We start from the raw sequence: 21,768 nt of genomic DNA, 5'->3' as shown, positions 1-21,768 counted from the left end.
TGGCGTAAACCCGCCGGGCATTCTTTTGCCCGAATTCAGGAGAAAGAGAAATGCGAAATATCCAGACCCGTAATTTTAAAGCTGACGACGACGCGCTAAGCGCTCTGCTGAGCAAGGCAAAAACTGAGCAGCGTTCTGATGATGCGCTGTCCGTTTCTATCCGCCTGGCCGCACTGGCAATTCATGCCCGTCAGCAGGAAATGTCAGCGGCGGAAATCATCGAGCTGCTGGATAAAGAAGCAGAACGCTTTGAGAACCAGGCGCAGGAGCGGCACTGATGGCTGATTCAATGGACATGGTACAGCAGCGCGTGCAGGAAGAACTGGCGCGCAATCTGGCTAACGCTACTCACCGCCCGGCAGGGGCGAGTGAGTTCTTCTGTCTTTCGTGCGGCGAAGAAATCCCGGAGAAGCGCCGCCGCGCACTGCCGGGCGTTTCACTCTGCGTGACCTGCAAAGAAATCAGTGAGCTGAAAAGCGTGCATTACAAAGGGGCGGCATTATGAAGACCATCCTGAAATGGGCCGGCAGCAAGTCCGGCCTGATGCCTGAACTGATTAAGCACCTGCCCGCCGGTAATCGACTGGTTGAGCCGTTTGCCGGTTCCTGTGCCGTCATGATGAATACGGATTATCCGGCCTATTTGGTGGCAGATGTTAATCCCGATCTGATTAATCTCTATCGTCAGGTTAAAGAGCATACGCGCCCGTTTATCGTCGTTGCGTTATCGCTTTTTAATCAGAATCAGACTGAAGAAAATTATTATCAGGTTCGCAAAGATTTTAACTTGAACGCGGCGCTGCCACTGCTGGAGCGTGCTGCGCAATTCCTCTATCTGAACCGCCACGGCCACCGTGGCCTTTGCCGCTATAACAAGCGCGGCGAATTCAATAATCCTTACGGCTATTACAAACAGCCATATTTCCCGCTGGCCGAAATTGAGGCGTTTGCCGCAAAGGCCCAGCGTGCGACGTTTGAGTGTCTGAACTACAGCGAAACCCTGAACATGGTCTGTGCCGGTGATGTCGTGTACTGCGATCCGCCGTATCACGGCACATTCACTGCTTATCATACTGCTGGTTTCAGCGACGATGATCAGCACTCACTGGCTTGCATCCTGCTGGATATTTCTGAGCGTAACCCGGTCATCGTTTCAAACAGTGACACCCTCTTTACACGCAGCATCTACCGCGAGTTTGGTCTGAATAAAGTCACTGCGGCCCGCTCTATCAGCCTGAGTGCAGGCGAGAAGAAGCAGGCGGCAGAAATCATCGCAGTTCGTCGTCCTGAATTGTCACCGAGCTGGATGGGCTTTGATATGGCGACGGGAACGGATTATTCCCCTGAATCAGAGGTGAAACCATGATCGATGCTCGTTGCTTCGCACCAGGCATGATGAACCTTGTCACCGTTTCGGGAGGGAAAGACAGCCTCGCGGACTGGCTGCTCGCTATTGAATCTGGCGTCGAGTTTCAGGCCGCGCATGCTGATACAGGTCACGAGCACCCCGAAACCGTCGAATATCTTGATTACCTGGAAACGAAACTCGGTCCGCTGCGTCGCGTCAGGGCTGACTTCTCACAGCGTATCGCTGACAAGAGAACGTTTGTAAAAGATAAGTGGCCTGTCTCTCTGGTCAGAGATTTGGGATTTACTGAGGAAGAAGCTGCGCAGACAGTACGCCGTGCGCTGAATGCCCTGAAGCCTACCGGCATCCCTTTTCTTGATTTATGTATCTGGAAAGGCACATTCCCTTCGAGCCAGCGCAAGTTCTGCTCTTTCGAGCTTAAACAGATCCCCATGCAGGAGCAGGTAGTAGACCGGCTCATTACTGAAGGTAATCACGTTATCACGTGGCAGGGAGTTCGTGCCCAAGAATCAGCAAGCCGGGCAGCACTGGCTGAATGGGAGGAAGGATTCGACCTTGGTCCGGGCCTGTCGCTGTACCGCCCGATTCTCAACTGGACACATGATGACGTGTTTGCACTGGCCCGGCGTCACGGCATCAAACCAAACCCACTTTATCAGCAAGGATGCAGTCGTGTTGGTTGCATGCCATGCGTTAACGTCAATAAAGCCGAACTGGCGGAGATTTTCACCCGCTGGCCTGAAGAGATCAGCCGGGTGGCTGAGTGGGAACGGATTGTTGCCATGTGCTCGCGTCGCGGGAATGCAGCGTTTTTTCATTCAGGTATGGACCCGGTAAAAGCTGAAACAAACGGCAGCAAAGTATCTCTCGCCTCGCACGGCATCGAAACCTATCGGGACTGGGCGCTGACTACACGCGGTGGTCGCCAGTTCGACATGCTGGCTGCTATGGACAATAAGTCGGTTTGCAGCAGTGTTTATCTGGGAGTTTGTGAGTGAGCCAGAGTTACGCTTACCCGTGGAACGCCCCGAAAAAAGCAATCAATCCACAGCTGGACCCGGCGGAAGTTGCGCCGGAGTCCGCGCTTTCAAACCTGATCGCTCTCTATGCTGCGGATAATGAGCAGGAGCAGCTGCGCCGTGAGGCAGTGAGCGATCAGGTCTGGGACCGCTACTTTTTTAACGAGTCACGCGATCCTGTTCAGCGCGAAATTGTGCAGGACAGAATTATCAGTCGGGCAAAGATGGTCCGCGAGCAGCAGCAGTTTAATCCCGATCTGGTCATTGTGGCCGATGTCAACGCCCAGCCTTCACACATCAGCAAGCCTCTCATAGAGCGGGTTAAGTTTTTCCACAATCTCGGCAGGCCGCAGGCTTATTCACGTTACCTGCGCGAAACTATCCGCCCCTGCCTTGAGAGGCTGGCCCGCGTACGCGAAAGCCAGATTTCAGCCTCATTCCGTTTTATGGCCGGTCATGACGGGCTTGACGGCCTGCTGGCGTTGCCTGAAATGAACCAGAATCAGGTCAAGCGTTTATCAACACTGGTCGCTGCGCACATGAGCATGTGTCTGGATAAAGCCAGCGGCCATCTGTTCATAAGTGACGACGTAAAGCCAGAGCAGGTCCGCCAGGCGTGGGAAGTTGTCGCGGCCGAAGCTATGCGCTTGGACGTTATACCCCCAGCCTTTGAGCAGCTGCGCCGCAAAAAGCGCCGCCGCAAACCCGCGCCCTATGATCTGATCCCGCCCTCGCTGGCCCGTCTGCTCTGCGCGGACTGGTGGTATCGCAAGTTATGGCAGCTGCGTTGTGAATGGCGTGAAGAGCAGCTGCGTGCTGTCTGCCTGGTCAACAAAAAAGCGTCCCCCTACGTCAGCTTTGAAGCGGTGATCCATAAGCGTGAGCAGCGCAGAAAGTCTCTGGAGTTCTTCCGTTCGCATGAGCTGGTCAGCAATGAAGGCGATACGCTGGATATGGAAGACATGGTGAATGCCAGTAACAGCAATCCGGCTCACCGCCGCAATGAAATGATGGCCTGCGTTAAGGGGCTGGAGCTTATTGCGGAAATGCGCGGCGACTGCGCCGTGTTTTACACCATCACCTGCCCGTCACGTTTCCACGCAACGCTTAACAATGGCAGGCCCAATCCGAAGTGGACCACGGCCACTGTTCGTCAGAGCAGTGATTATCTGGTTGATACGTTTGCCGCTTTCCGCAAGGCCATGCACAAAGCCGGTATGCGCTGGTATGGCGTGCGGGTTGCTGAGCCACATCATGATGGCACCGTACACTGGCACCTGCTGTGCTTCATGCGCAAAAAAGAGCGCCGTTCAGTCACCGCACTGCTGCGGAAATTTGCTATTCGCGAAGACCGCGAAGAGCTTGGCAACAACACCGGGCCACGTTTTAAAGCTGAGCTGATCAACCCGCGCAAAGGTTCGCCAACCAGTTATATAGCCAAATACGTGAGCAAGAATATCGACGGGCATGGCCTGTCTGATGAAACCAGCGCAGAAACGGGTAAATCACTGCGTGACAGTGCAGAGAACGTAGGCGCGTGGGCATCACTTCATCGTGTTCAGCAGTTCCGCTTCTTTGGCATTCCGGGCCGCCAGGCTTACCGGGAACTGCGCCTGCTTGCCGGTCAGGCGCTGAGAAATCAGAGCGATAAAAAGGCAGGTGCGCCGGTGCTTGAAAACGCGCAACTGGACGCCGTGCTGGCCGCAGCAGATGTGGGCTGCTTTGCCACCTACATCATGAAACAGGGCGGCGTGCTTGTTCCGCGAAAACATCACATCGTCAGAACGGCTTATGAGCTTAACGACGAGCCGACCCCTTACGGCGATCACGGCACCCGTATTTATGGCATCTGGTCCCCGTTAGTGGCGGGACGCATCTGCACGCACGCCACGAAGTGGAAAATGGTCCGTAAGGCCGTTGACGTTCAGGAGGCGACAGCCGACCAGGGCGCTTGCGCCCCTTGGACTCGTGGCAATAACTGTCCCCCTGATGGAAAACTGAACATTTCAGAGGGCAATACGTTATCTGTTGAACCTATAGAACCAGGTGAAACGCCTCTTTATGGTCCGGCAGACTTCGACAATATGACCAGAAAACAGCGTAGGGATCTGCTGGCGCGTCTTCGGGTGGTGAAGCCGCGCCAGAAGCAGAGTTATAAGCAAGTAATTGACGATGTTCAGCGGGCTGCTCTTGTTGCAGAGCTGAAAACGAGAGGCTTTACCGGTGAAGACTCTGAAATAAACCTGCTTCTGTGCGATGGCAGTCTCAATTCAGGCGCGGGGATGCGCATTTTCTATAAGAACGGGCGGCTGCAGGAAGATGATAAATGGAGTCAATTGATCTGAACTAAGGCAGCAGCCATAAGCGAAGCCGTTAGTCAGGAGAAAGCAAGGCTTTATCTAATCAAAATAACAGTTTGTAACCACTGATAGACTTACATTTCACTTTCAGATTAGGTCCGATTGAATGAAAAAACATTTCACATTTCGTAACGCATCTACTACTGTATAGTTATACAGTATTTAGAGTAAAGGGAGGGTTAGATGGACACTCAAGATTTGGCACCGATAAACCGTAAGATGGCTTGCGTTCAGTTCATTGCTGAAGTGTCGCTCATAGCAAATTGCAAGCAATCTGACATGAAATTGGCGATGAGTATCATCGCTGAGTTAGCGCATTCGAGCTGCGAAAAAGTCCCCGACGATGAGATTTTTTACGCTGCGGAGTAGCGTGAGTTCGCAGCTAGGCATATTGATAACGTTGCTGGTGACAAAATTTATTTTTGGCACTGGCAAGGTTGAACAACGAGTACCACGAGGCGTTAGGCTATGGCCGGAAGCGATTCGAATTACCAAGTAGTTTACCGGGGCGAAACCCTGACTGATTATGCGCCTGCCGGATTGGTTTTCTTTCAGCGGCCAAAAGAGAACGGCGGCGGCTTCTGGTTAGGCCGGACTTATGATGGTGTTTTCTGGCTTGAGATTTCAGCTCCAGTCTCTCTTTCGCAGGGTCTGCTTTATCTGCAGTCGCTAAAAAATCCTGTTACGGTCGATCCGAAAAGCACTGAACCAGATAACAACCTGCCCCTGTTCTGACTCTTTGCCGGTGAGTGCATGTCTATGCTGCATGAATCCGCATGATCCCAAAAGGATCGTTTACCCTTTTGACCGCCAGAACTGGCGGGCTTTTGTTTATGTCATGCAGGTGCATGAAAACCACTCTATAAAGCGGGCAGGCGTGGCGGGGCTACGAGCGCGCGCTGAGGGTATGTATATTAAAGGGGGCAATTTTTTTAGCTTGAATGTAAAATCATCGTATATAACTTGCTTACAATAAAATCTCAGGCACTTATAGCACTAGTTAGGTGGAAAATGTCAATCAGAGTAAAAACTTTAACTCCTATTTCCTACTCTCTGAAAGTTGATGCCATAAAGAAAAAACTGGCTAGATTTAAAGATTGCGACTTTATCACAAACTTTTATAGGCACTTCCATTCTTTTCGTGATGAACATTCTGGAATATCTTCCAATTTCCCATGGTGTTGTTTTCTTGCATTGAAGTGGAAGTTTTCCAATATAGAAAATAAAGATGCAAAAAGCATGTCTTATTCAGACTTCATTTCAATAGTAAATAGAATCTACGATCTTCAATCGGAAGCATCTAATCTTAACTCGGAAAATAATTTGGTTTTAGGTATTAGAAGGCTGATGATAAATCAGTTTCTTTATCAGCACACAGACAAGTTTAATTATGCATCTCTAATTAGGCAGTATATTTGGTATGGTGATGACTTATATTTTAATGATAGATTTTTTGAAATTACAGGACTCAGCCTTAGTAATTACTACCGAATGGCGAGCTACTTCGTCATTCTATCCTCAATAAATAAAAGAATTGACTCTGAGATTTTCCCTCATAAGCTTTTCATTCTTCATTGGGTTCCATTGATTGGCATTGAGCAGGTTAAAAGGTTTTACGATCTAATTACCGTCAGGCCTGAGGGTCTTAGAAATTTCATGGCAGATTTTAAATTAAATAAAAATCTCACCATTGAATATTATGAAGACACCCCTATGTTAAGAAAACCTGTATTTCTTGCAGAAGATGGATTGGTTGTACTTTCAAAAAAAATCTTGAAAGCAGGATTAGTAAACTTAGTGCCGGAAATACTTAAGAGCCATTTCAAAGAAGATTATAAGGTTGCTTTCGGAACAGCCCTTGAAGCATATACTGCTGATGTCTTTAGTCACTACGATTATGGTTTTATTAGGGAAAATGACATAAAAAAACTGTATAAAACTCACGGGTTAGATGGTAAATCCGTTGATTTTCTGATTCATGAGGATGATGGTTTTACTTTAATAGACTGCAAGGCTATTGAGCCTGCTCCGTACATTAAAACCACTAGTGACCCGGAGCGATTAAGACAAAGGCTAAAATCCAGCTTTATTAAAGGTATCTTTCAGGGGCAGCACACTGCTTTTAATCTTTTGAGGGCAGGGTTTATTGATGATTGCAAGAAAAAGTCCATCATTATAGTTGTACATAGAGACCACTATCTTTCAACTGGCACCGATGTTGAGTCATTAATTTATCAATCATTGAGCGAGGAACTCATTCAGGAGTACGGGGGTATACCCATTTCTCTAAGTCGCGTTTATTATATTACTATCGATGGTTTAGAGCACCTATTAGGAATGTGCAGAGCAAAGAATATTTCCATTAACCAATTTATAGATTATTGCTCTGAATGCGACACTTCTTTTAAGACAAAAAAAGCCAGCATTGACATGCATATGGCCGATTTCTTACCAGAAGGCGTACATGATATAAAAAAAATAAAAGATGCTGGTGATTTGTTGTTTCGCAACATTACTGATGTGATAGGCGATGGGAGTAAAATATGGCAGGGAAAGGTAGAGGAATATATGAAAATGCTAAACTACCTGCGTGCATAATTTATGTTTTTATGACGGGGGCTTAGTCCCCCGTCATACTTAATTTAGAATATATTCTTCAAAATTGATGACATCTTCACCCAGCCAGCTGTTTAACTCTTTGAAACGCCTTTGCAGCGGCATAAGTTCATTACGTACAAACACCTTACTGGCCTTTTCAATATCACCAAATCCGCCGGTGTTGTTCGGGATGATCCCCATCAGCTGCGGCGGTACGCGATGCACCGCCAGCATGTCGTCGCGGCTCACATTCTTAATGTTCAGGAATTCGTCCTTTGCCGCCACCTCTGATAGCGGAATGATCTGAATGCCGTCCTTTTTCCCGTTCGGGCTGTACATAAACAGGTTACGGAAGTTACCTGGGCCCTTTGCGCTCTTCATGGCACCGCGGATATTGTCCACGTCCTGCTGGCTCTGCGCCGGGTCGGTCATATACATGATGAAACCCGCATGGCTGCCGTTGAGGTAATACTTGCGGCGGAACAGCGTAGCCGACTCATTCAGCAGCGCCGACGGGATAGCCGACAGGTAGCCCGGCAGGCCGTAAATCTCCTGATTGATATCTGGCTCCATCAGGTGGAAGACACTGCCCTTCTCAAACTCATACGGCTCCGTATTAATGCCGTAGTGCGCATACCAGTATGTATCCAGATCCAGACCACGCCGCGTGAACTTCGCCAGCGAAGGCTCCAGCTTCAGCACGTTACCGAGACGACTGGTCCGCTTCTCCAGATAGGCATTGCCGAAAATCAGGTAATCCAGCGCAAAGCGGCTGAACGCCTGCTGACTCAGCAGGCGGTGCGGGATAAAGGTGCTAGCCAGAATATTGCATTTTACGCTGATGGGTGAGCTGTGATGCACGGCGGCGCGGAACGTGCGCGCCAGCCCGTCAACGCTCACGGGCGGTTCATACCAGCGATCATTGATGACGCACTCCACGTAATCCAGCAGTTCGCGGCGGTCCAGCACCGGGATCGGGTCACCAAAGGTAAACGCCTCCGACGCTGCTCCGCTGGTCATGTTATCCGGCTGCGGCACGGGCTGCGTGCGGGTGCGGTTCCTGCGTTTGCTCATTAATAAATCTCCACAATGTTCTGCGTGTGTGCCGCCTGTCCCTGCAGCGGCTCGTTTGCCAGCGCGTGCATGGTCGCCCAGGCTAAATCGCCGTGGCTGACTTCCTCGCTGCGGCTGGTTTCATAGGTCGGACGGTTGCCGCTGGCCGTGGTGGCCTTGCGGATAGACATAAACGACTGCGCAATGTCGAGGTGGCTGGCGTCAAATTCCAGCCGCCCGCTGGCGATGGTGTCGTAAGCCTTCAGCACCAGGGCGTTTTTAACGTTCGGGTTATAAACAAACTCCTTCACCTGCGGGAAAAACGCTTTGACGTTTTCATACACGCCCAGCCCGACGCCGGTGGAATCGATGCCGATATAGGTGACGTTATACTGCTGCGTCAGCGTTCTGATGGCGTCAGCCTGCGCCCTGAAGTCCATCCCGCGCCACTGGTGGCGCTCAAGGATGCGGAACTTGCCGCCCGGCACAGCAGGCGGTGCCATGACCACGCATCCGGCGCTGTCGCCGTTCTGCGTTCCCTTCGCCGGGTCATAGCCGATCCAGACCTCTTTCCAGCCGAACGGTCGCAGCGCCAACGCTTCAAAATCGGTCCAGACTTCCCAGCTGTCCACCATGCACTTCTGCAGCATGGCCAGCTGGAACACCGACGCCAGATCGTCCATAAAGACGCACATCAGCAGGTTCTGATAGTCCTCCGGGCTGTAGCGCGTGCGCAGCTGCTCCAGGTCAAACAGGTCACAGCCGCCGCGCACCGCATCTTCAACGGTGACGATCTGGCGAAACTGGCCGTCTTCGCAGAGGCGGCCGGCGGCCAGTGACTGATGGCTGAGATCGATGTCAACCCTGTCCGCTTTGGCCCGGCCCTTGTTGAACTGCGAGCCGGACCAGAACGGATAGGCGCTGTGCGTGAGGCTGGACGGGGTGGAAAAGTATGTTTCGCGCCACTTCTTGTGCAGCGCCATGCCGGACGCCACTTTCTGCAGTTCCTGAAACTTGGGTATCCAGAAATATTCATCCAGGTACAGATTGCCGTGATAGCTCTGCGCGGTGCGGGCGTTGGTGCCTAAGAAATACAGGCACGCGCCGTTGCTCAGCGTCATCGGATCGCCCTTCAGGTCTACGTCCACCTCGCGGGCAAATTCGATAATGTACTGCTTGAACACGTGCGCCTGCGCCTTACTGGCGCTTAAGAAAATCTGATTGCGCCCGGTGATCAGCGCATCGATCAGCGCCTCGCGGGCAAAAAAGTAGGTCGCACCAATCTGGCGCGACTTCAGCAGATTGCGGACCGAATACTTATTTCCTGCCTCCCACCACTGGCGCTGGTAGCCGAACATCGAGCCGTGGAAAACTTCCTGCAGCTTCTCAATCTGTTCGTCGCTAAACAGGTTCTTTTCCGGGGGCTTGCGCGGACCTTTGTTGCGGTTCTCCACGTTGGGATTCAGATCCGCTTCATTGCCGCCATTAGTAAACTTGCCGATGCGAGCCTGTTGCACAGCCTGACGGCTTAACAGGTCAATCTCTTTATAGTCCTTTCCTTCTTTGTGCTCCTTCATGACCAGCTGGGTGTAGCGCGCGGCGGTAGTGAGCTGCATCTGATCCAGCGGGCCATAGTCGCCCCACTTATCGCGCTTCTTCCAGCTGTGAACGGTTGCGGGTTTCTCTCCCAGCATTTCAGCAATGCGGGCGATGCGGTATCCCTGAAAGTACAGCAGTAAAGCCTGCCTGCGGGGATCGAGGTCGTCGGGGGCGGGTGTCATGTTCATGCAGCCAAAATACGGCCCCGCCGCCGTCTTTTCCGCCATCCCTCATTGTGTGGTTTCCAGCACAACGTCCGCGCGTTGTTTCGATACCCCTGCCACCGCAACCATAGGGCCTCACAGAGTTTTACTGACCGGAGCCTGGACAATGGCAAAGAAAGCAAAGCGTTTTCGTATCGGGGTGGAAGGTGCCACCACGGACGGGCGCACCATCGAGCGCAGCTGGCTTGAGCAGATGGCGGCAAATTACAGCCCTGAGCTGTACACCGCCGTGATCAACATGGAGCACATCAAGGGCTACACGCCTGACAGCCCGTTTCGCCGCTTTGGCGTAGTGGAATCGCTGGACGCCGAAGAAATCAGCGACGGCCCGCTGAAAGGCAGGCTGGGGCTGTATGCCCTGATCAACCCGACTGACGAGCTGGTCACGCTGACCGGCACCATGCAGAAAATCTTTACCTCAATGGAAATCCGCCCGGAATTCGCGGATACCGGCGCGGCCTATCTGATTGGCCTGGCCGTGACCGACGATCCGGCCAGCCTCGGCACGGAAATGCTGCAGTTCAGCGCCAGCGCCGGGGCGAACCCGCTGGCAAACCGCAAGCAGCATCCTGATAACGTTTTCTCTGCCGCTGAAGAAACCCTGATCGAGTTTGAGGAGGTGGCCGACGTAAAACCCACCCTGTTTACCCGCATCAAGGCGATGTTCAGTAAACAGCAGCAGACCGACGCGGCCCGCTTCAGTGACGTGCATCAAGCCGTTGAGCTGATTGCCACCGAGCAGCAGGACCTGAGCGCGCGCATTGAAACGGCGCTGAGCGAACAGGCCGACAGCCTGAAATCACATTTCAGCAGTGCGCTGGGTGAGGAAGTGCTGAAGCGCGAACAGCTGCAGGCGGACTTCACCGAACTGCAGCAGCAGCTGAGCCGGGAAGATGGCCGTCAGCAGGTCCGCCCGCGCACGCAGGGTAATGGCAGCGGCGGCGAAGTGCGCACCGACTGCTGATACAGCGGCGGCAAACCTTTTTAACGAACAGAGAAAGCGAAGCGATGAAAAATACAACCCGTTTTAAGCTGAATGCTTACATGTCGGTGCTGGCAGAAATCAACAAGATTGACCTGTCCGCGCTGAACAGCAAATTCACCATTGAGCCGTCCGTGTCGCAGACGCTGGAAAGCAAAATTCAGGAGTCGTCCGCGTTCCTGCAGGCCATCAACATCATGCCGGTCAGTGAGCAGAGCGGCGAGCGGCTGGGGCTGGGGATCGGCACCACCATTGCAGGCACCACCGACACCACCCAGAAAGAGCGTGAGCCGACCGATCCGACCTACATTGACGGCGACGGCTACAAATGCACCCAGACTAACTTTGACACGGCGCTGCCTTATTCAAAGCTGGACATGTGGGCGAAGTTCAGCGATTTCCAGGTGCGCATCCGTGACGCCATCGTGAAGCGTCAGGCGCTGGACCGCATCATGATCGGCTTCAACGGCCTGAAGCGTGAAAAAACCTCCAACCGTGTACAGAACCCGCTGCTGCAGGATGTAAACATTGGCTGGCTGGAAAAAATCCGTCAGGAAAAACCCGCGCAGGTGCTGGGTCAGCACATCGGTGACGACGGCAAAGTGGTGTCGGACAAAATCACCGTGGGTAAAAACGGCCTGTTCCGTAACCTGGACGCGGTGGTGATGGGTGCGGTATCGGAAAAAATCGGCGTGCAGTACCAAGACGACACCGAACTGGTGGTGATCTGCGGACGCCAGCTGCTGGCTGACAAGTATTTCCCGCTGGTCAATCAGAGCCAGCCCAACACCGAAGCACTGGCCGCTGATCTTATCATCAGCCAGAAGCGCATCGGTGGCCTGCAGGCGGTGCGCGCGCCGTACTTCCCGGCCAATGCGCTGCTGATCACCCGCCTGGATAACCTGTCCATCTACTGGCAGGAAGAGACGCGCCGCCGTTCTATCATCGACAACCCGAAACGTGACCGCATCGAAAACCTTGAGTCGGTTAACGAGGCTTACGTGGTCGAGGACTACGACTGCACCTGCCTGGTAGAGAACATCGAGCTGCTGGAGCAGGAGCCAGAAAAAGCACCGGGCGAAATGAGCGAAGCGGAAATTGCACGTATCGCCGCCGTGGCGGCCAGCGTGGTCAAGACCATGACCGGCGCGGGCAGTTCAGCCGCCAGCGCGGACACCACGCAGACCGGTGATGCCGGTGATGCCGGTGATGGCAGCAAAGGCGGAGCGTAACCCGTGACTAACCCTTTCCGCGCACATACACGCTTTATTCAGGCACAGGAGGCCGCCCGGTCGGGCGGCAGTGGCCGCAGCACAAAGGGCTATGACCTGATGCTGCTGCAGCTGAACGAAGACCGCCGCCGCCTCAAGGGCATTCAGTCCAACGTCCGTAAGGCTGAAATCAAGGTGGAGGTGTTGCCAAAGTACGCCGCCTGGGCTGAGGGCGTGCTGAGTGCTGACGGCGCGCAGCAGGACGACGTACTGATGTACGTGATGCTGTGGCGCGTTGACGCCGGTGACTATGCCGGTGCGCTGGCGATTGGCCGTCACGCACTGAAGCACTGCTGGGCGATGCCGCTGGGACAACGCACCACGGCGACGGTGCTGGCCGAAGAAATTGCCGACGCGGCAAAGGCCGCCATCCTAGCAAAGATGCCGTTTGATCCGGCCCTGCTGCTGGAGGCACTGGAGGTCGTCGACGCACACGACATGCCCGATCAGTCACGCGCCCGTCTGCACAAGTCCATTGGCTGGGTGCTGACGGAAAGCAGCCCCGCGTCCGCGCTGAACCATCTGAAGCGCGCCCTGCAGCTGGATGAGAAATGCGGCGTTAAAAAAGACATTGAGCAGCTGGAGCGGAAAATCCGTAACGCCAGCTGATAACCGGACGTGCCCACGCGCGGGGCGGCACGGGGTGGCGACAGGCAGCGCCGCATCAAAACCCCGTCCACCGCCCACCTATTCAGGAGTAACAGAGCAATGGAATTTATCGCGCCACAGAAGGCGACGGGAACGCCGGACATCATCCCCAACAATTCATTCTGGCCCGATGTTGATCTGGCGAAGTTCCGCAGCGTCATGCGCGTTGACGGCACCGTGACGCCGGAGCGTCTGCGTCAGGTGGTACTGACCGCGATGGCGGAGGTTAACACGGAGCTTTACCCGTGGCGTGAGCGGCAGGAGCTGGCCGGTCATAACGGTTTGGCCGATGTTCCGGCTGAGAAGCTGGCCGGTGTGAGCGTACGGCTGCATCACTATGAAAATGCGGTGTGGTGCTGGACCCGCGCGGTGCTGAACGAGCGCTATCAGGATTTTGACGCCACCGCCTCCGCCGTGAAGCGCGGCGAAGAACTGACTGATGCCAGCGGCGATCTCTGGCGCGATGCGCGCTGGGCCGTCAGCCGCGTGCAGGACATGCCGCACTGCACCGTGGAGCTTATCTGATGAAAGTGCGTGCGCAGCAGTATGACACGGTGGACGCACTCTGCTGGCGTCACTACGGGCGCACGCAGGGCATGACGGAACAGGTGCTGCAGGCAAATCCGGGGCTGGCGGAGCACGGCCCCCTCTTACCGCACGGGCTGGAGGTGGAGCTGCCGGACGTGACAGCGACGGCCACCGTGCAGGCCGTCCAGCTTTGGGACTGAATCATGTGGGAAAAAATCAGCACCTTCTTAACCTGGTGCATTGCGGTGGTAATGGCGTGGCTGGGCGGCATGGACCTGAAAGACATGTCCACCGTGGCCGGTGTGCTTATCGGCCTGCTTATGGCGCTTATCAGCTGGTACTACAAACACAAAACTTATCAGCTGCTGGCAAGCGGGCGCATTACGCGGAGTGAATATGAATCTGCAGACCGTTAAACGCTGCGCCGTTGGCGTGGTGCTGGCACTGGCTGCCACGATGCCCGGTTTTCAGTTGTTGCATACCTCTGTGGAAGGGCTGCGGCTGATTGCCGACTATGAGGGCTGCCGCCTGCAGCCGTACCAGTGCAGCGCGGGAAAGTGGACCGACGGGATCGGCAACACGTCCGGCGTTGTGCCGGGTAAATCCATCACGGAACGGCAGGCGGCGGGGAATTTCATTACCAACGTGTTACGCACTGAGGCGGCACTGGCGCGCTGCGTGGCGGTCTCCATGCCGCAGCAGGTTTATGACGCGCTGGTGTCGCTGGCGTTCAACGTTGGCACCGGCAACGTCTGCGGCTCCACGATGGTGGCGTTGCTGAAAAAGGGCCAGTGGCGCGACGCGTGTTATCAGTTGCCGCGCTGGGTGTACGTGAAAGGCGTATTCAATCAGGGGCTGGATAACCGGCGCGGGCGTGAGCTGGCCTGGTGCCTTAAAGGAGTCTGAAATGCAGATGGTTAAAACATGGTGGTTTACGGCTTTACTCACGGTCCTGCTGACGCTGGTCAGTATCAGTCACGGCAGCTTTGCGGGCTATCCGCTGGCGGTCCTGCTGTGGGCGGAATTCATCTCATGGGCTTTCATCGGCTTTTCCGGGCTGTTCTGCGCCGCAACCCTAACCGGCAGGGAGCGCAAGCGGACGTTTGCCTGGCTGCTGCGGTTTGCGCAGCTGGCTGATCGCGTGCCGCTGAGGTGGTATCACCGCGTAATTATCGCAGTGGTGATGTGGACAGCGGGCTGGAAGCTGACGGTACTCATGAGCCTGAACGCATTGTTTTATCGCTGGATGATCAGGCCAGAGCTTAAGCAGGCCGCAGCATGACGCGCGCACTGGCAGTCATCGTGCTGATCCTGCTGGTTATTACCGGCGTGCAGTCTTACCGGCTGAGCAGCGCCCACGGCAGGATTGATGTACAGCAGACCACCATTGCGGGCCAAGGCAAAAAGCTGAGCCAGAAAAACAGCCAGCTGATTGCCCTGAACATCCTGATGCAGACCAGCAACCAGGCGCAGGCGCAGCTTTACGCCGCCGCCGAACGCAACGGCCAGCTGCTGCGCGACCGGCAGCGAAAGATTGAGGAACTGAAACGTGAAAATCAAGACCTTCGCCGCTGGAGCGATACCGCTTTGCCTGATCATGTTGTCCGGCTGCGCCAGCGACCGGCTCTCGCAGGAGGTGAATCTTACCGTGAGTGGCTGTCCGAAAATCACCCGCTGCCAGCTGGACCCGGCAGCGCCGCGCACTAACGGCGACCTTCTGGCCCTGCTGGACGAAACGGAGGCCGCCTGGGCGGCATGTGCCGGTAAAGTCGATACCATCATCAGCTGTCAGGAAAAAGACGATGAACAAGCCGCAGTCCTTACGCAGCGCCCTCAATAAGTCGGTCCAGTATGTGGCCGACAACCCGGACCGCCTGCACCTGTTCGTGGACAGCGGCCAGTTGGTCGCCACGTCCGCCGCGTCCCTGTCGTGGGAGTATCGCTACACCCTGAACGTGGTGATCACCGACTTTACCGGCGACCAGAACCTGTTGATGGCCCCGGTGCTTTTGTGGCTGCGGGAAAATCAGCCCGACGCGCTGCAGAACAGCGAAGCGCGCGAAAGGCTGTTTTCGTTTGAAGTCGATATTCTGGGGAATGACCGCTGCGACATCAGTATGGACCTGAAGCTGACCGAGCGCGTGGTAGCAACCACTGTAGACGGTAAAGTCAGTATTGAGGCGATGCCCGAGCCGGGCGCGTCGGAGGAAGTCTGGACGGTGAAACGTGGCTGAGCTACATGAAGTGGATGCATGGCTGGCGGCGCTGCTGTCACAGCTGGAGCCTGCCGCCCGGAAAAAGATGCTGCGCGAGGTGGCACGCGACGTGCGCCGCATTCAGCAGGCAAACATCACCGCGCAGCGCTCGCCTGACGGCACCGCATGGGAGCCGCGCCGCGTCAGCGCACGCAGCAAAAAGGGCCGCATCCGTCGCGGCATGTTTGCGAAGCTGAAAACAGCGAAGTATCTGAAGGCGCAGGCTGGCGCGGACGCCGCTGAGGTTGCCTTTGTGCCGGGGGTTCAGAAGCTGGCCCGCGTCCATCACTACGGCCTACGGGACCGGGTAAGCCGTCGTGGCCCTATGGTGAAATATGCTGAACGTCCGCTGCTGGGTGTAAATGGTACAACAGAAGACATAGTGGAAAAAATTTTAATTAGCTGGCTTATTGAAAGAGGCAATATTTAAATGCTAATTTATTGAAAAGCACATACAAAAAAAGAAAATAAAGTACATGCTAAGAAGATATCTATCACTCTGGTTCGGAGTGTTCATCTTTTTCAACTTTAGAATCTGTTGTGATAATGGTTTTTTCACTAATGCTTGCTGCGGAGGCATTAAATACTTTAACTTGAGAATTAGATGAATTTAGGGTTTTCTTTACCTTCAACCAAAGAGCTCCTGATGAAAAAATATCCCCCAGCGCCTCAATTAGCGTATCTTTTTCATAACATTCATATTGAGTCATGTCATTTATTAAAGTAAGGGGGTAGCCATTTTGAGTTCTACGCCACTTACATACCTTTAGCTCACCAACATTGGACTTCAATATTAAACTACCACGTAGCTCATAATTTTCAAGCTTATCTAATTTTTTCGTGATCATATCGAAGAAAATTTCAGCTCCTGAAGTTGTTTCGAGAACAAGAGAAAATTCACCGCCAAGCTTTTTTTTAATCGAGTTATCAAGCTCATTAAAAATCTCATAGATTTCACTTAGATTGCTTTGAACTTTATCAGCTTGTTCGAGGCCGCTTTCAAGGATAGAGTCGAATCTATTTTTCATGACCATCATAAATACCTAATCTTAGTTTTAACTGGAAAGTGATTAATTGAAGATGTGTTTTTTCTTAGTTGTATCAACAATGAATCATCGAAATACCTTCCTGTATCCTCCTCAATTATAGACCAGCCTTTGTTGCGAAGGAAGGAGGCGGAGAAAAACATTTGATCAAATGTGGCCCAATTCGGTCTGTGGTTAGATCTGCCAAAACATGTGCCTAAATCATGACTTCCCTCTGACTTTTCGAAACACAATCTTGAATTCAATAATTTCCAGAAAGGATTGTATAACCAATGGTGAGGTTTTTTTATCACGTTATGCCTGTCGTTCGTTGCTGATAAGTTCACTGAAATAATACTAGAAAAAGGTTCGGTATTATAATCACCCATGCAGACAATATTTTCATCATTTGCCAACCCATTCTCAATTTGAATTTTTAGAGCGGTTGCCGCGTGCGTTTTTAATACCTCTGAGTTTGGAGTTCTAAAGCTAGGCCAGTGGGATGCATAAATACTGATGGGTTGCTTTTGATATGGCTCTTCAATTTTTATTTTTACTGCCACCTTCAACTCAGCTCCATAAACCTCTTTTATAAGAGGGGCTGCCTCTAATATTTTCATCTCCTTCTTGTAAATAATTGCTATATCGAAAATGCTACGATTGGTTTTGAAATTCAATAGTTCAGCGTCATATTTTTCAGGATCAGCAGCCTTTCCTAACTGGTCAAAGCTCACGTGAGTTATCTCAGATAGCACTATGACATCAGCATTGCTGCTGTTAATTATTTCGGATATTTGGGATATGACAAATTCTACATCCGACAATGTGGGTATCTTTTTAACTCTAGGCGGGTTTAACGCACAGTTCCAAAAGATAAAGGTAATTTCACCATTTGACACTACAGGGTTCATTTCGATGCGGGTTCCATCTGCATTAAGATTTAGTAATCAATTTGTATCATCCACAGAACAAATGCAAAGGCTTTTAAAAATTTCATTTTTTCAACAAAGTGAATTGATGAATACACAATTTACCGAAATTATGCGCCTTATCACCAACCTGATCCGCACCGGCATTGTGTCCGAAGTGGACCCGGTGAACTGGCTGTGCCGGGTGAAAACGGGCGACCTCGAAACCAACTGGGTCAACTGGCTCACCCTGCGCGCCGGTAATACACGCACATGGTGGAAGCCCACCGTGGGGGAACAGGTCGTGCTGCTGAGCCTTGGCGGCAATCTTGAAACTGCCTTCGCGCTGCCTGCCATCTATTCCGAAGCCTTCCCGCCGCCCGACTATTCAGAAGACGGCACCACTACCGTGTTTAAGGACGGCGGCTGGTTCCAGTACGAGCCGGAAACCGGCCAGCTGCTGATAAAAAATATCAGAAGCGTGCGCATTGAAGCGGCAGACGGCATTCAGCTGATTACCGATGCGCTGGGTATAGAGGCCAGCCAGACACGGATTAACGGTGACACCACGATGAACGGCGATGTGACCCACGGCGGCGGCTCAATGAGTTCTAACGGCGTGATTGCTGATAAGCACTTACACAACAAAGTTAAGAGTGGCAGCGATACGTCAGGAGGCCCGCAATGATGTACCTCGGCATGAACCGTGACACCGGCGAAGGTATTACCGACATCGATCACATCCGGCAGAGTGTGCGCGACATCCTGATCACACCTGAAGGCAGCCGCATCGCCCGGCGTGAGTACGGTTCGCTGCTGTCAGTGCTGATTGACCAGCCGCAGAACGACGTGATCCGCCTGCAGGTAATGGCGGCGGTGTATATCGCCATCAGCCGCTGGGAACCTCGCGTAAGGCTAAGCACCGTAAATCTTCCCAGCAACTTTGACGGCTCTATGGTGGTTGAAATGACCGGTCAGCGGGATGACGGCTCGCCGGTTGCTATGTCTGTACCAACGGGGGTGAGCAGTGGCAGTAATTGATCTTTCCCAGCTGCCTGCACCGCAGATTATTGAGGTGCCGGACTTTGAATCGCTGCTGGCAGAGCGTAAAGAGGCGCTGGTTGCGCTTTATCCGGCGGATGAACAGGACGCCATGCGCCGCGTGCTGGCGCTGGAATCTGACCCGATTATTAAAAGCCTGCAGGAGAACGTCTACCGTGAAATTCTACTGCGCCAGCGCATTAACGAGGCGGCACAGGCGGTAATGGTGGCTTACTCCATCGGCAGCGATCTGGACCAGATGGCCGCCCGCAACAACGTGCAGCGCCTGACTGTTATCCCTGCGAACCCCGAAGCGGTGCCGCCGGTGGATGCGGTAATGGAATCGGACGATGATCTGCGCGTGCGCGTGCCGGAAGCGTTTGAGGGGCTGAGCGTGGCTGGGCCGACGGGCGCATATGAGTTCCACGCAAAAAGCGCCGATGGCCGGGTGCAGGACGTGTCTGCAACCAGCCCGTCACCGGCGACGGTATTGATCACCGTCCTGAGCCGCGAGGGCGACGGCACGGCAGCAGCGGATTTGCTGACCACAGTGAATACCGCGCTGAGCGCAGACAGCGTGCGCCCGGTAGCCGACCGGGTGACGGTTCAGGGGGCGACCATCCGCAGCTACAGCGTGAAGGCCAGGCTTCACCTGTTTGACGGGGTGGCCGCCGGTCCCTGCCTTGAGGCGGCAAACGCGAAGCTGGCCGCTTACCTGACCGAGCAGAAAAAGCTGGGCCGCAGCGTGCGGCGTGAGTCTTACGGGGCGGTAATGCGCGTGGCCGGTGTGGACTGGGTGGAAATCACCGAACCGGCGCAGGACATCATCATGGACCGCACACAGGCGGGCTACTGCACCGGCACGGATGTGTCCGTGGCGGGCGATCAGGGGGTGACATGAGCAACAGCAGCCTGATGCCGCCCGGTTCGTCTGCGCTTGAGCGCCGCCTAGCAGAAACCTGCAGCGGCATTTCCGGGCTGAGCGTGCCGCTGCGCGATTTATGGAACCCGGCCACCTGCCCGGTGAGCTTTCTGCCCTATCTGGCCTGGGCGTTTTCGGTGGACCGCTGGGACGAGAGCTGGGCGGAAAGCGTCAAGCGGCAGGTGGTGAGCGATGCGTTTTACATTCATCAGCACAAGGGCACCATCAGCGCCATCCGCCGCGTGGTGGAGCCGTTCGGCTTCCTGATCCGTGTTATTGAGTGGTGGAAAAATGGTGAAGCGCCGGGCACGTTCCGGCTGGACATCGGCGTGCAGGACCAGGGCATTACTGAAGAAACCTATCAGGAACTTGAGCGGCTGATCAGCGATGCGAAGCCCTGCAGCCGTCACCTGCTGGGGATGTCAATTAACCTGCAGGTCAGTGGCGAAACACGTATGGCAGCGGCCAGCTATGACGGTGATGACCTGACCGTTTACCCGTACACCCCGGAACTTATTTCCGTTAGCGGCGCAGTCTATGGCGGCGCGGCGGTTCACGTTATTGATCTGATGGAAGTGGGACCATGACACAAAAATACTATGCAATCGTAACCAACCTGGGCGCGGCAAAAATTGCCAACGCTGCCGCACTCGGCACGAAACTGAATATCACACAGATGGCCGTGGGTGACGGCGGGGGCACGCTGCCGACACCGAACGCCAGCCAGACAAAGCTGGTTAACGAGGTGCGCCGCGCAGCCATCAACACGCTGAGCATTGACCCGGCCAACGCCAGCCAGATGATTGCCGAACAGGTGATCCCTGAAACCTCGGGCGGATTCTGGATCAGAGAAATGGGACTCTTTGATGCCGACGGCACGCTGATCGCGGTATGCAACACGCCGGAAACCTACAAACCTGCACTGCAGGAAGGCAGTGGCCGCACGCAGACCGTGCGCATGATCCTGATTATCAACAGCACCGACGCCATCACCCTTAAGATTGACCCGTCCGTGGTGTTGGCAACGCGTAAATATGTTGATGATGCTGTGATCGAGGTGAAAGCCTACGCTGACAGCGTAATGAAAACTCACACTGATGCTAAAAACCCACACAGCCAGTACCTGCAGATCGCAAGCGCCCTGGCAGAAATCAAAGACGCCGGGCTGGTTGCTGACGTTCTCAAAAACCTCGGTTTAGGCGACGCAGCAAAAAAGACTGTCGGTAATGGCGCAGATCAGCTGCCTGATATGAGTTTCTTCGCCGCTGTGAAATCGGGCAATGGTTACACCCGGCTACCAAACGGTGTGATTCTGCAGTGGGGTTCTGGCGGCTTTAAACAGAAAACAACCACAACCGTTGTTCTGCCGATTGAATTCCCTAATGCGGGTGTCGTCGTGATCGCCTGTAAGGGATCGGCTTTACCGTCGTCCGGCGAATATGGCTTAGGGGCGGGATTTCGCAATAAATCCTCTTTTGATCTCACAAATACAGGCCCTGACTCAACTCTTCAGGGAATTACATGGCTGGCGCTGGGGTACTGAATGAAAAAATATTCACCATCTGCAAATGCTTTTTACGATACCAGCATCAATCTGGTTATCCCTGATGATGCCGTAAAAATCACTGATAAAAAATGGGCTGACTTACTCGCCGGACAGGCAGACGGAAAGCTGATTGCCTGCGGTGCTGACATGCTTCCGTGCCTGACCGATCAGCCGCTGCCAACAACAGAAGAACTTATCAGCCAGGCCGAAGACAAGCGCAGCAGGTTGAGAACTGAAGCCGATACGGCCATTCAACCCCTGCAGGATGCGAGCGATTTGGGGATAGCAACAGATGATGAGGCAAGCCAGCTTGTCGCCTGGAAAAAATACCGCGTCATGCTTATGCGGATTAATACGAAAGACGTTGAAAATATCATTTGGCCTGAACAGCCCGCATAAAAAAAGCCCGCATTGCGGGCTT

The 21,768-nt window shown here is 53.8% G+C and carries 30 protein-coding genes; 26 read left to right on the top strand and 4 right to left on the bottom strand.

The features are described 5' to 3' along the window. The first annotated feature begins 50 nt into the window (after window positions 1–50). The 8 genes from K6R05_RS04610 (at window position 51) to gapS1 (ending at window position 7,345) form a co-directional block, all read left to right on the top strand. Complete coding sequence (locus K6R05_RS04610; RefSeq protein WP_222925093.1) at window positions 51–278, top strand: DUF2732 family protein; 228 nt, start codon at window positions 51–53, stop codon at window positions 276–278. Continuing rightward, window positions 278–505, top strand: a complete 228-nt coding sequence (locus K6R05_RS04605; RefSeq protein ID WP_061902057.1) for a TraR/DksA family transcriptional regulator — start codon at window positions 278–280, stop codon at window positions 503–505. The genes K6R05_RS04610 and K6R05_RS04605 overlap by 1 nt, the downstream gene beginning before the upstream one ends. Continuing rightward, the gene (locus K6R05_RS04600; RefSeq protein WP_222925092.1) at window positions 502–1,365 is read left to right on the top strand and encodes a DNA adenine methylase; all 864 of its coding nucleotides are present in this window, start codon (window positions 502–504) and stop codon (window positions 1,363–1,365) included. Before K6R05_RS04605 ends, K6R05_RS04600 begins: the two co-directional genes overlap by 4 nt. Continuing rightward, window positions 1,362–2,366 (top strand): phosphoadenosine phosphosulfate reductase domain-containing protein, encoded by a 1,005-nt coding sequence (locus K6R05_RS04595; protein ID WP_222925091.1) that lies wholly within the window; start codon window positions 1,362–1,364, stop codon window positions 2,364–2,366. The genes K6R05_RS04600 and K6R05_RS04595 overlap by 4 nt, the downstream gene beginning before the upstream one ends. Beyond that, on the top strand, window positions 2,363–4,732 hold the full coding sequence (locus K6R05_RS04590) for a replication endonuclease (RefSeq protein WP_222925090.1): 2,370 nt from the start codon (window positions 2,363–2,365) through the stop codon (window positions 4,730–4,732). The genes K6R05_RS04595 and K6R05_RS04590 overlap by 4 nt, the downstream gene beginning before the upstream one ends. Window positions 4,733–4,930: 198 nt before the next feature. Continuing rightward, the gene (locus K6R05_RS04585) at window positions 4,931–5,116 is read left to right on the top strand and encodes a hypothetical protein (RefSeq protein ID WP_064690404.1); all 186 of its coding nucleotides are present in this window, start codon (window positions 4,931–4,933) and stop codon (window positions 5,114–5,116) included. 99 nt (window positions 5,117–5,215) lie between these two features. Then, window positions 5,216–5,482, top strand: coding sequence for a hypothetical protein (locus K6R05_RS04580; RefSeq protein ID WP_222925089.1), 267 nt, complete (start codon window positions 5,216–5,218; stop codon window positions 5,480–5,482). 276 nt (window positions 5,483–5,758) lie between these two features. Further along, window positions 5,759–7,345: a GapS1 family protein gene (gene gapS1 / locus K6R05_RS04575; protein WP_222925088.1), complete on the top strand. Its 1,587-nt coding sequence runs from the start codon at window positions 5,759–5,761 to the stop codon at window positions 7,343–7,345. Window positions 7,346–7,384: 39 nt separating this feature from the next. Here gapS1 and K6R05_RS04570 read toward each other — a convergent pair whose 3' ends face one another. Both K6R05_RS04570 and K6R05_RS04565 read right to left on the bottom strand, forming a co-directional pair. Next, window positions 7,385–8,419 (bottom strand): phage portal protein, encoded by a 1,035-nt coding sequence (locus K6R05_RS04570; RefSeq protein ID WP_222925087.1) that lies wholly within the window; start codon window positions 8,417–8,419, stop codon window positions 7,385–7,387. Then, the gene (locus K6R05_RS04565) at window positions 8,419–10,185 is read right to left on the bottom strand and encodes a terminase ATPase subunit family protein (RefSeq protein WP_222925455.1); all 1,767 of its coding nucleotides are present in this window, start codon (window positions 10,183–10,185) and stop codon (window positions 8,419–8,421) included. Before K6R05_RS04565 ends, K6R05_RS04570 begins: the two co-directional genes overlap by 1 nt. A gap of 142 nt (window positions 10,186–10,327) precedes the next feature. Between K6R05_RS04565 and K6R05_RS04560 the strand changes: the two genes are divergently transcribed. The 12 genes from K6R05_RS04560 to K6R05_RS04510 all read left to right on the top strand — a co-directional run bounded on the left by K6R05_RS04560 (window position 10,328) and on the right by K6R05_RS04510 (window position 16,335). Next, a complete protein-coding gene (locus K6R05_RS04560; RefSeq protein ID WP_222925086.1) occupies window positions 10,328–11,185 on the top strand; it encodes a GPO family capsid scaffolding protein in 858 nt (285 codons plus the stop codon). 44 nt (window positions 11,186–11,229) lie between these two features. Continuing rightward, window positions 11,230–12,435, top strand: a complete 1,206-nt coding sequence (locus K6R05_RS04555; protein WP_222925085.1) for a phage major capsid protein, P2 family — start codon at window positions 11,230–11,232, stop codon at window positions 12,433–12,435. Window positions 12,436–12,438: 3 nt separating this feature from the next. Next, a complete protein-coding gene (gpM, locus tag K6R05_RS04550; protein ID WP_222925084.1) occupies window positions 12,439–13,083 on the top strand; it encodes a phage terminase small subunit in 645 nt (214 codons plus the stop codon). Window positions 13,084–13,182: 99 nt separating this feature from the next. Continuing rightward, the gene (locus tag K6R05_RS04545; protein WP_222925083.1) at window positions 13,183–13,647 is read left to right on the top strand and encodes a head completion/stabilization protein; all 465 of its coding nucleotides are present in this window, start codon (window positions 13,183–13,185) and stop codon (window positions 13,645–13,647) included. Continuing rightward, complete coding sequence (locus tag K6R05_RS04540; RefSeq protein ID WP_033786650.1) at window positions 13,647–13,850, top strand: tail protein X; 204 nt, start codon at window positions 13,647–13,649, stop codon at window positions 13,848–13,850. Before K6R05_RS04545 ends, K6R05_RS04540 begins: the two co-directional genes overlap by 1 nt. A 3-nt stretch (window positions 13,851–13,853) precedes the next feature. Continuing rightward, window positions 13,854–14,066 carry a phage holin family protein gene (locus K6R05_RS04535; protein ID WP_191942352.1) on the top strand — a complete coding sequence of 71 codons (213 nt, stop codon included), beginning with the start codon at window positions 13,854–13,856 and terminating at the stop codon, window positions 14,064–14,066. Beyond that, window positions 14,047–14,556: a lysozyme gene (locus K6R05_RS04530; protein ID WP_222925082.1), complete on the top strand. Its 510-nt coding sequence runs from the start codon at window positions 14,047–14,049 to the stop codon at window positions 14,554–14,556. The genes K6R05_RS04535 and K6R05_RS04530 overlap by 20 nt, the downstream gene beginning before the upstream one ends. A 1-nt stretch (window position 14,557) precedes the next feature. Beyond that, window positions 14,558–14,932 carry a DNZ54_00345 family protein gene (locus K6R05_RS04525; RefSeq protein WP_222925081.1) on the top strand — a complete coding sequence of 125 codons (375 nt, stop codon included), beginning with the start codon at window positions 14,558–14,560 and terminating at the stop codon, window positions 14,930–14,932. Beyond that, on the top strand, window positions 14,929–15,357 hold the full coding sequence (lysB, locus tag K6R05_RS04520; RefSeq protein ID WP_222925080.1) for an Rz-like lysis system protein LysB: 429 nt from the start codon (window positions 14,929–14,931) through the stop codon (window positions 15,355–15,357). Before K6R05_RS04525 ends, lysB begins: the two co-directional genes overlap by 4 nt. Next, window positions 15,248–15,490, top strand: a complete 243-nt coding sequence (lysC, locus tag K6R05_RS22055; RefSeq protein WP_262390895.1) for an Rz1-like lysis system protein LysC — start codon at window positions 15,248–15,250, stop codon at window positions 15,488–15,490. Before lysB ends, lysC begins: the two co-directional genes overlap by 110 nt. Continuing rightward, window positions 15,453–15,884 carry a phage tail protein gene (locus K6R05_RS04515; RefSeq protein ID WP_222925079.1) on the top strand — a complete coding sequence of 144 codons (432 nt, stop codon included), beginning with the start codon at window positions 15,453–15,455 and terminating at the stop codon, window positions 15,882–15,884. The genes lysC and K6R05_RS04515 overlap by 38 nt, the downstream gene beginning before the upstream one ends. Beyond that, the gene (locus K6R05_RS04510; protein ID WP_222925078.1) at window positions 15,877–16,335 is read left to right on the top strand and encodes a phage virion morphogenesis protein; all 459 of its coding nucleotides are present in this window, start codon (window positions 15,877–15,879) and stop codon (window positions 16,333–16,335) included. Before K6R05_RS04515 ends, K6R05_RS04510 begins: the two co-directional genes overlap by 8 nt. 64 nt (window positions 16,336–16,399) lie before the next feature. On the opposite strand, the gene K6R05_RS04505 is transcribed toward K6R05_RS04510, so the two are convergent. Both K6R05_RS04505 and K6R05_RS04500 read right to left on the bottom strand, forming a co-directional pair. Further along, entirely contained in the window at window positions 16,400–16,942 is a 543-nt protein-coding gene (locus K6R05_RS04505; RefSeq protein ID WP_222925077.1) for a hypothetical protein, read from the bottom strand. After that, on the bottom strand, window positions 16,939–17,841 hold the full coding sequence (locus K6R05_RS04500; protein WP_222925076.1) for an endonuclease/exonuclease/phosphatase family protein: 903 nt from the start codon (window positions 17,839–17,841) through the stop codon (window positions 16,939–16,941). The genes K6R05_RS04505 and K6R05_RS04500 overlap by 4 nt, the downstream gene beginning before the upstream one ends. A 106-nt stretch (window positions 17,842–17,947) precedes the next feature. On the opposite strand from K6R05_RS04500, the gene K6R05_RS04495 reads away from it, so the two are divergent. Genes K6R05_RS04495 through K6R05_RS04470 form a run of 6 tightly spaced genes read left to right on the top strand, consistent with a single transcriptional unit; the run spans window position 17,948 to window position 21,746 of the window. After that, window positions 17,948–18,526 (top strand): phage baseplate assembly protein V, encoded by a 579-nt coding sequence (locus tag K6R05_RS04495; RefSeq protein WP_222925075.1) that lies wholly within the window; start codon window positions 17,948–17,950, stop codon window positions 18,524–18,526. Beyond that, entirely contained in the window at window positions 18,523–18,879 is a 357-nt protein-coding gene (locus K6R05_RS04490; protein ID WP_222925074.1) for a GPW/gp25 family protein, read from the top strand. Before K6R05_RS04495 ends, K6R05_RS04490 begins: the two co-directional genes overlap by 4 nt. Then, window positions 18,866–19,780 (top strand): baseplate J/gp47 family protein, encoded by a 915-nt coding sequence (locus K6R05_RS04485; RefSeq protein ID WP_222925073.1) that lies wholly within the window; start codon window positions 18,866–18,868, stop codon window positions 19,778–19,780. The genes K6R05_RS04490 and K6R05_RS04485 overlap by 14 nt, the downstream gene beginning before the upstream one ends. Next, a complete protein-coding gene (locus K6R05_RS04480) occupies window positions 19,777–20,388 on the top strand; it encodes a phage tail protein I (protein ID WP_222925072.1) in 612 nt (203 codons plus the stop codon). Before K6R05_RS04485 ends, K6R05_RS04480 begins: the two co-directional genes overlap by 4 nt. Next, window positions 20,385–21,344 carry a phage tail protein gene (locus tag K6R05_RS04475; protein WP_262390894.1) on the top strand — a complete coding sequence of 320 codons (960 nt, stop codon included), beginning with the start codon at window positions 20,385–20,387 and terminating at the stop codon, window positions 21,342–21,344. The genes K6R05_RS04480 and K6R05_RS04475 overlap by 4 nt, the downstream gene beginning before the upstream one ends. Next, complete coding sequence (locus K6R05_RS04470) at window positions 21,345–21,746, top strand: tail fiber assembly protein (RefSeq protein ID WP_222925071.1); 402 nt, start codon at window positions 21,345–21,347, stop codon at window positions 21,744–21,746. The last annotated feature ends 22 nt before the right edge of the window (window positions 21,747–21,768 follow it).

Origin of the sequence: Pantoea alfalfae (genome assembly GCF_019880205.1) — a bacterium.
Taxonomy (GTDB): domain Bacteria; phylum Pseudomonadota; class Gammaproteobacteria; order Enterobacterales; family Enterobacteriaceae; genus Pantoea; species Pantoea alfalfae.
This window is presented reverse-complemented; position numbering and strand designations above follow the sequence as displayed.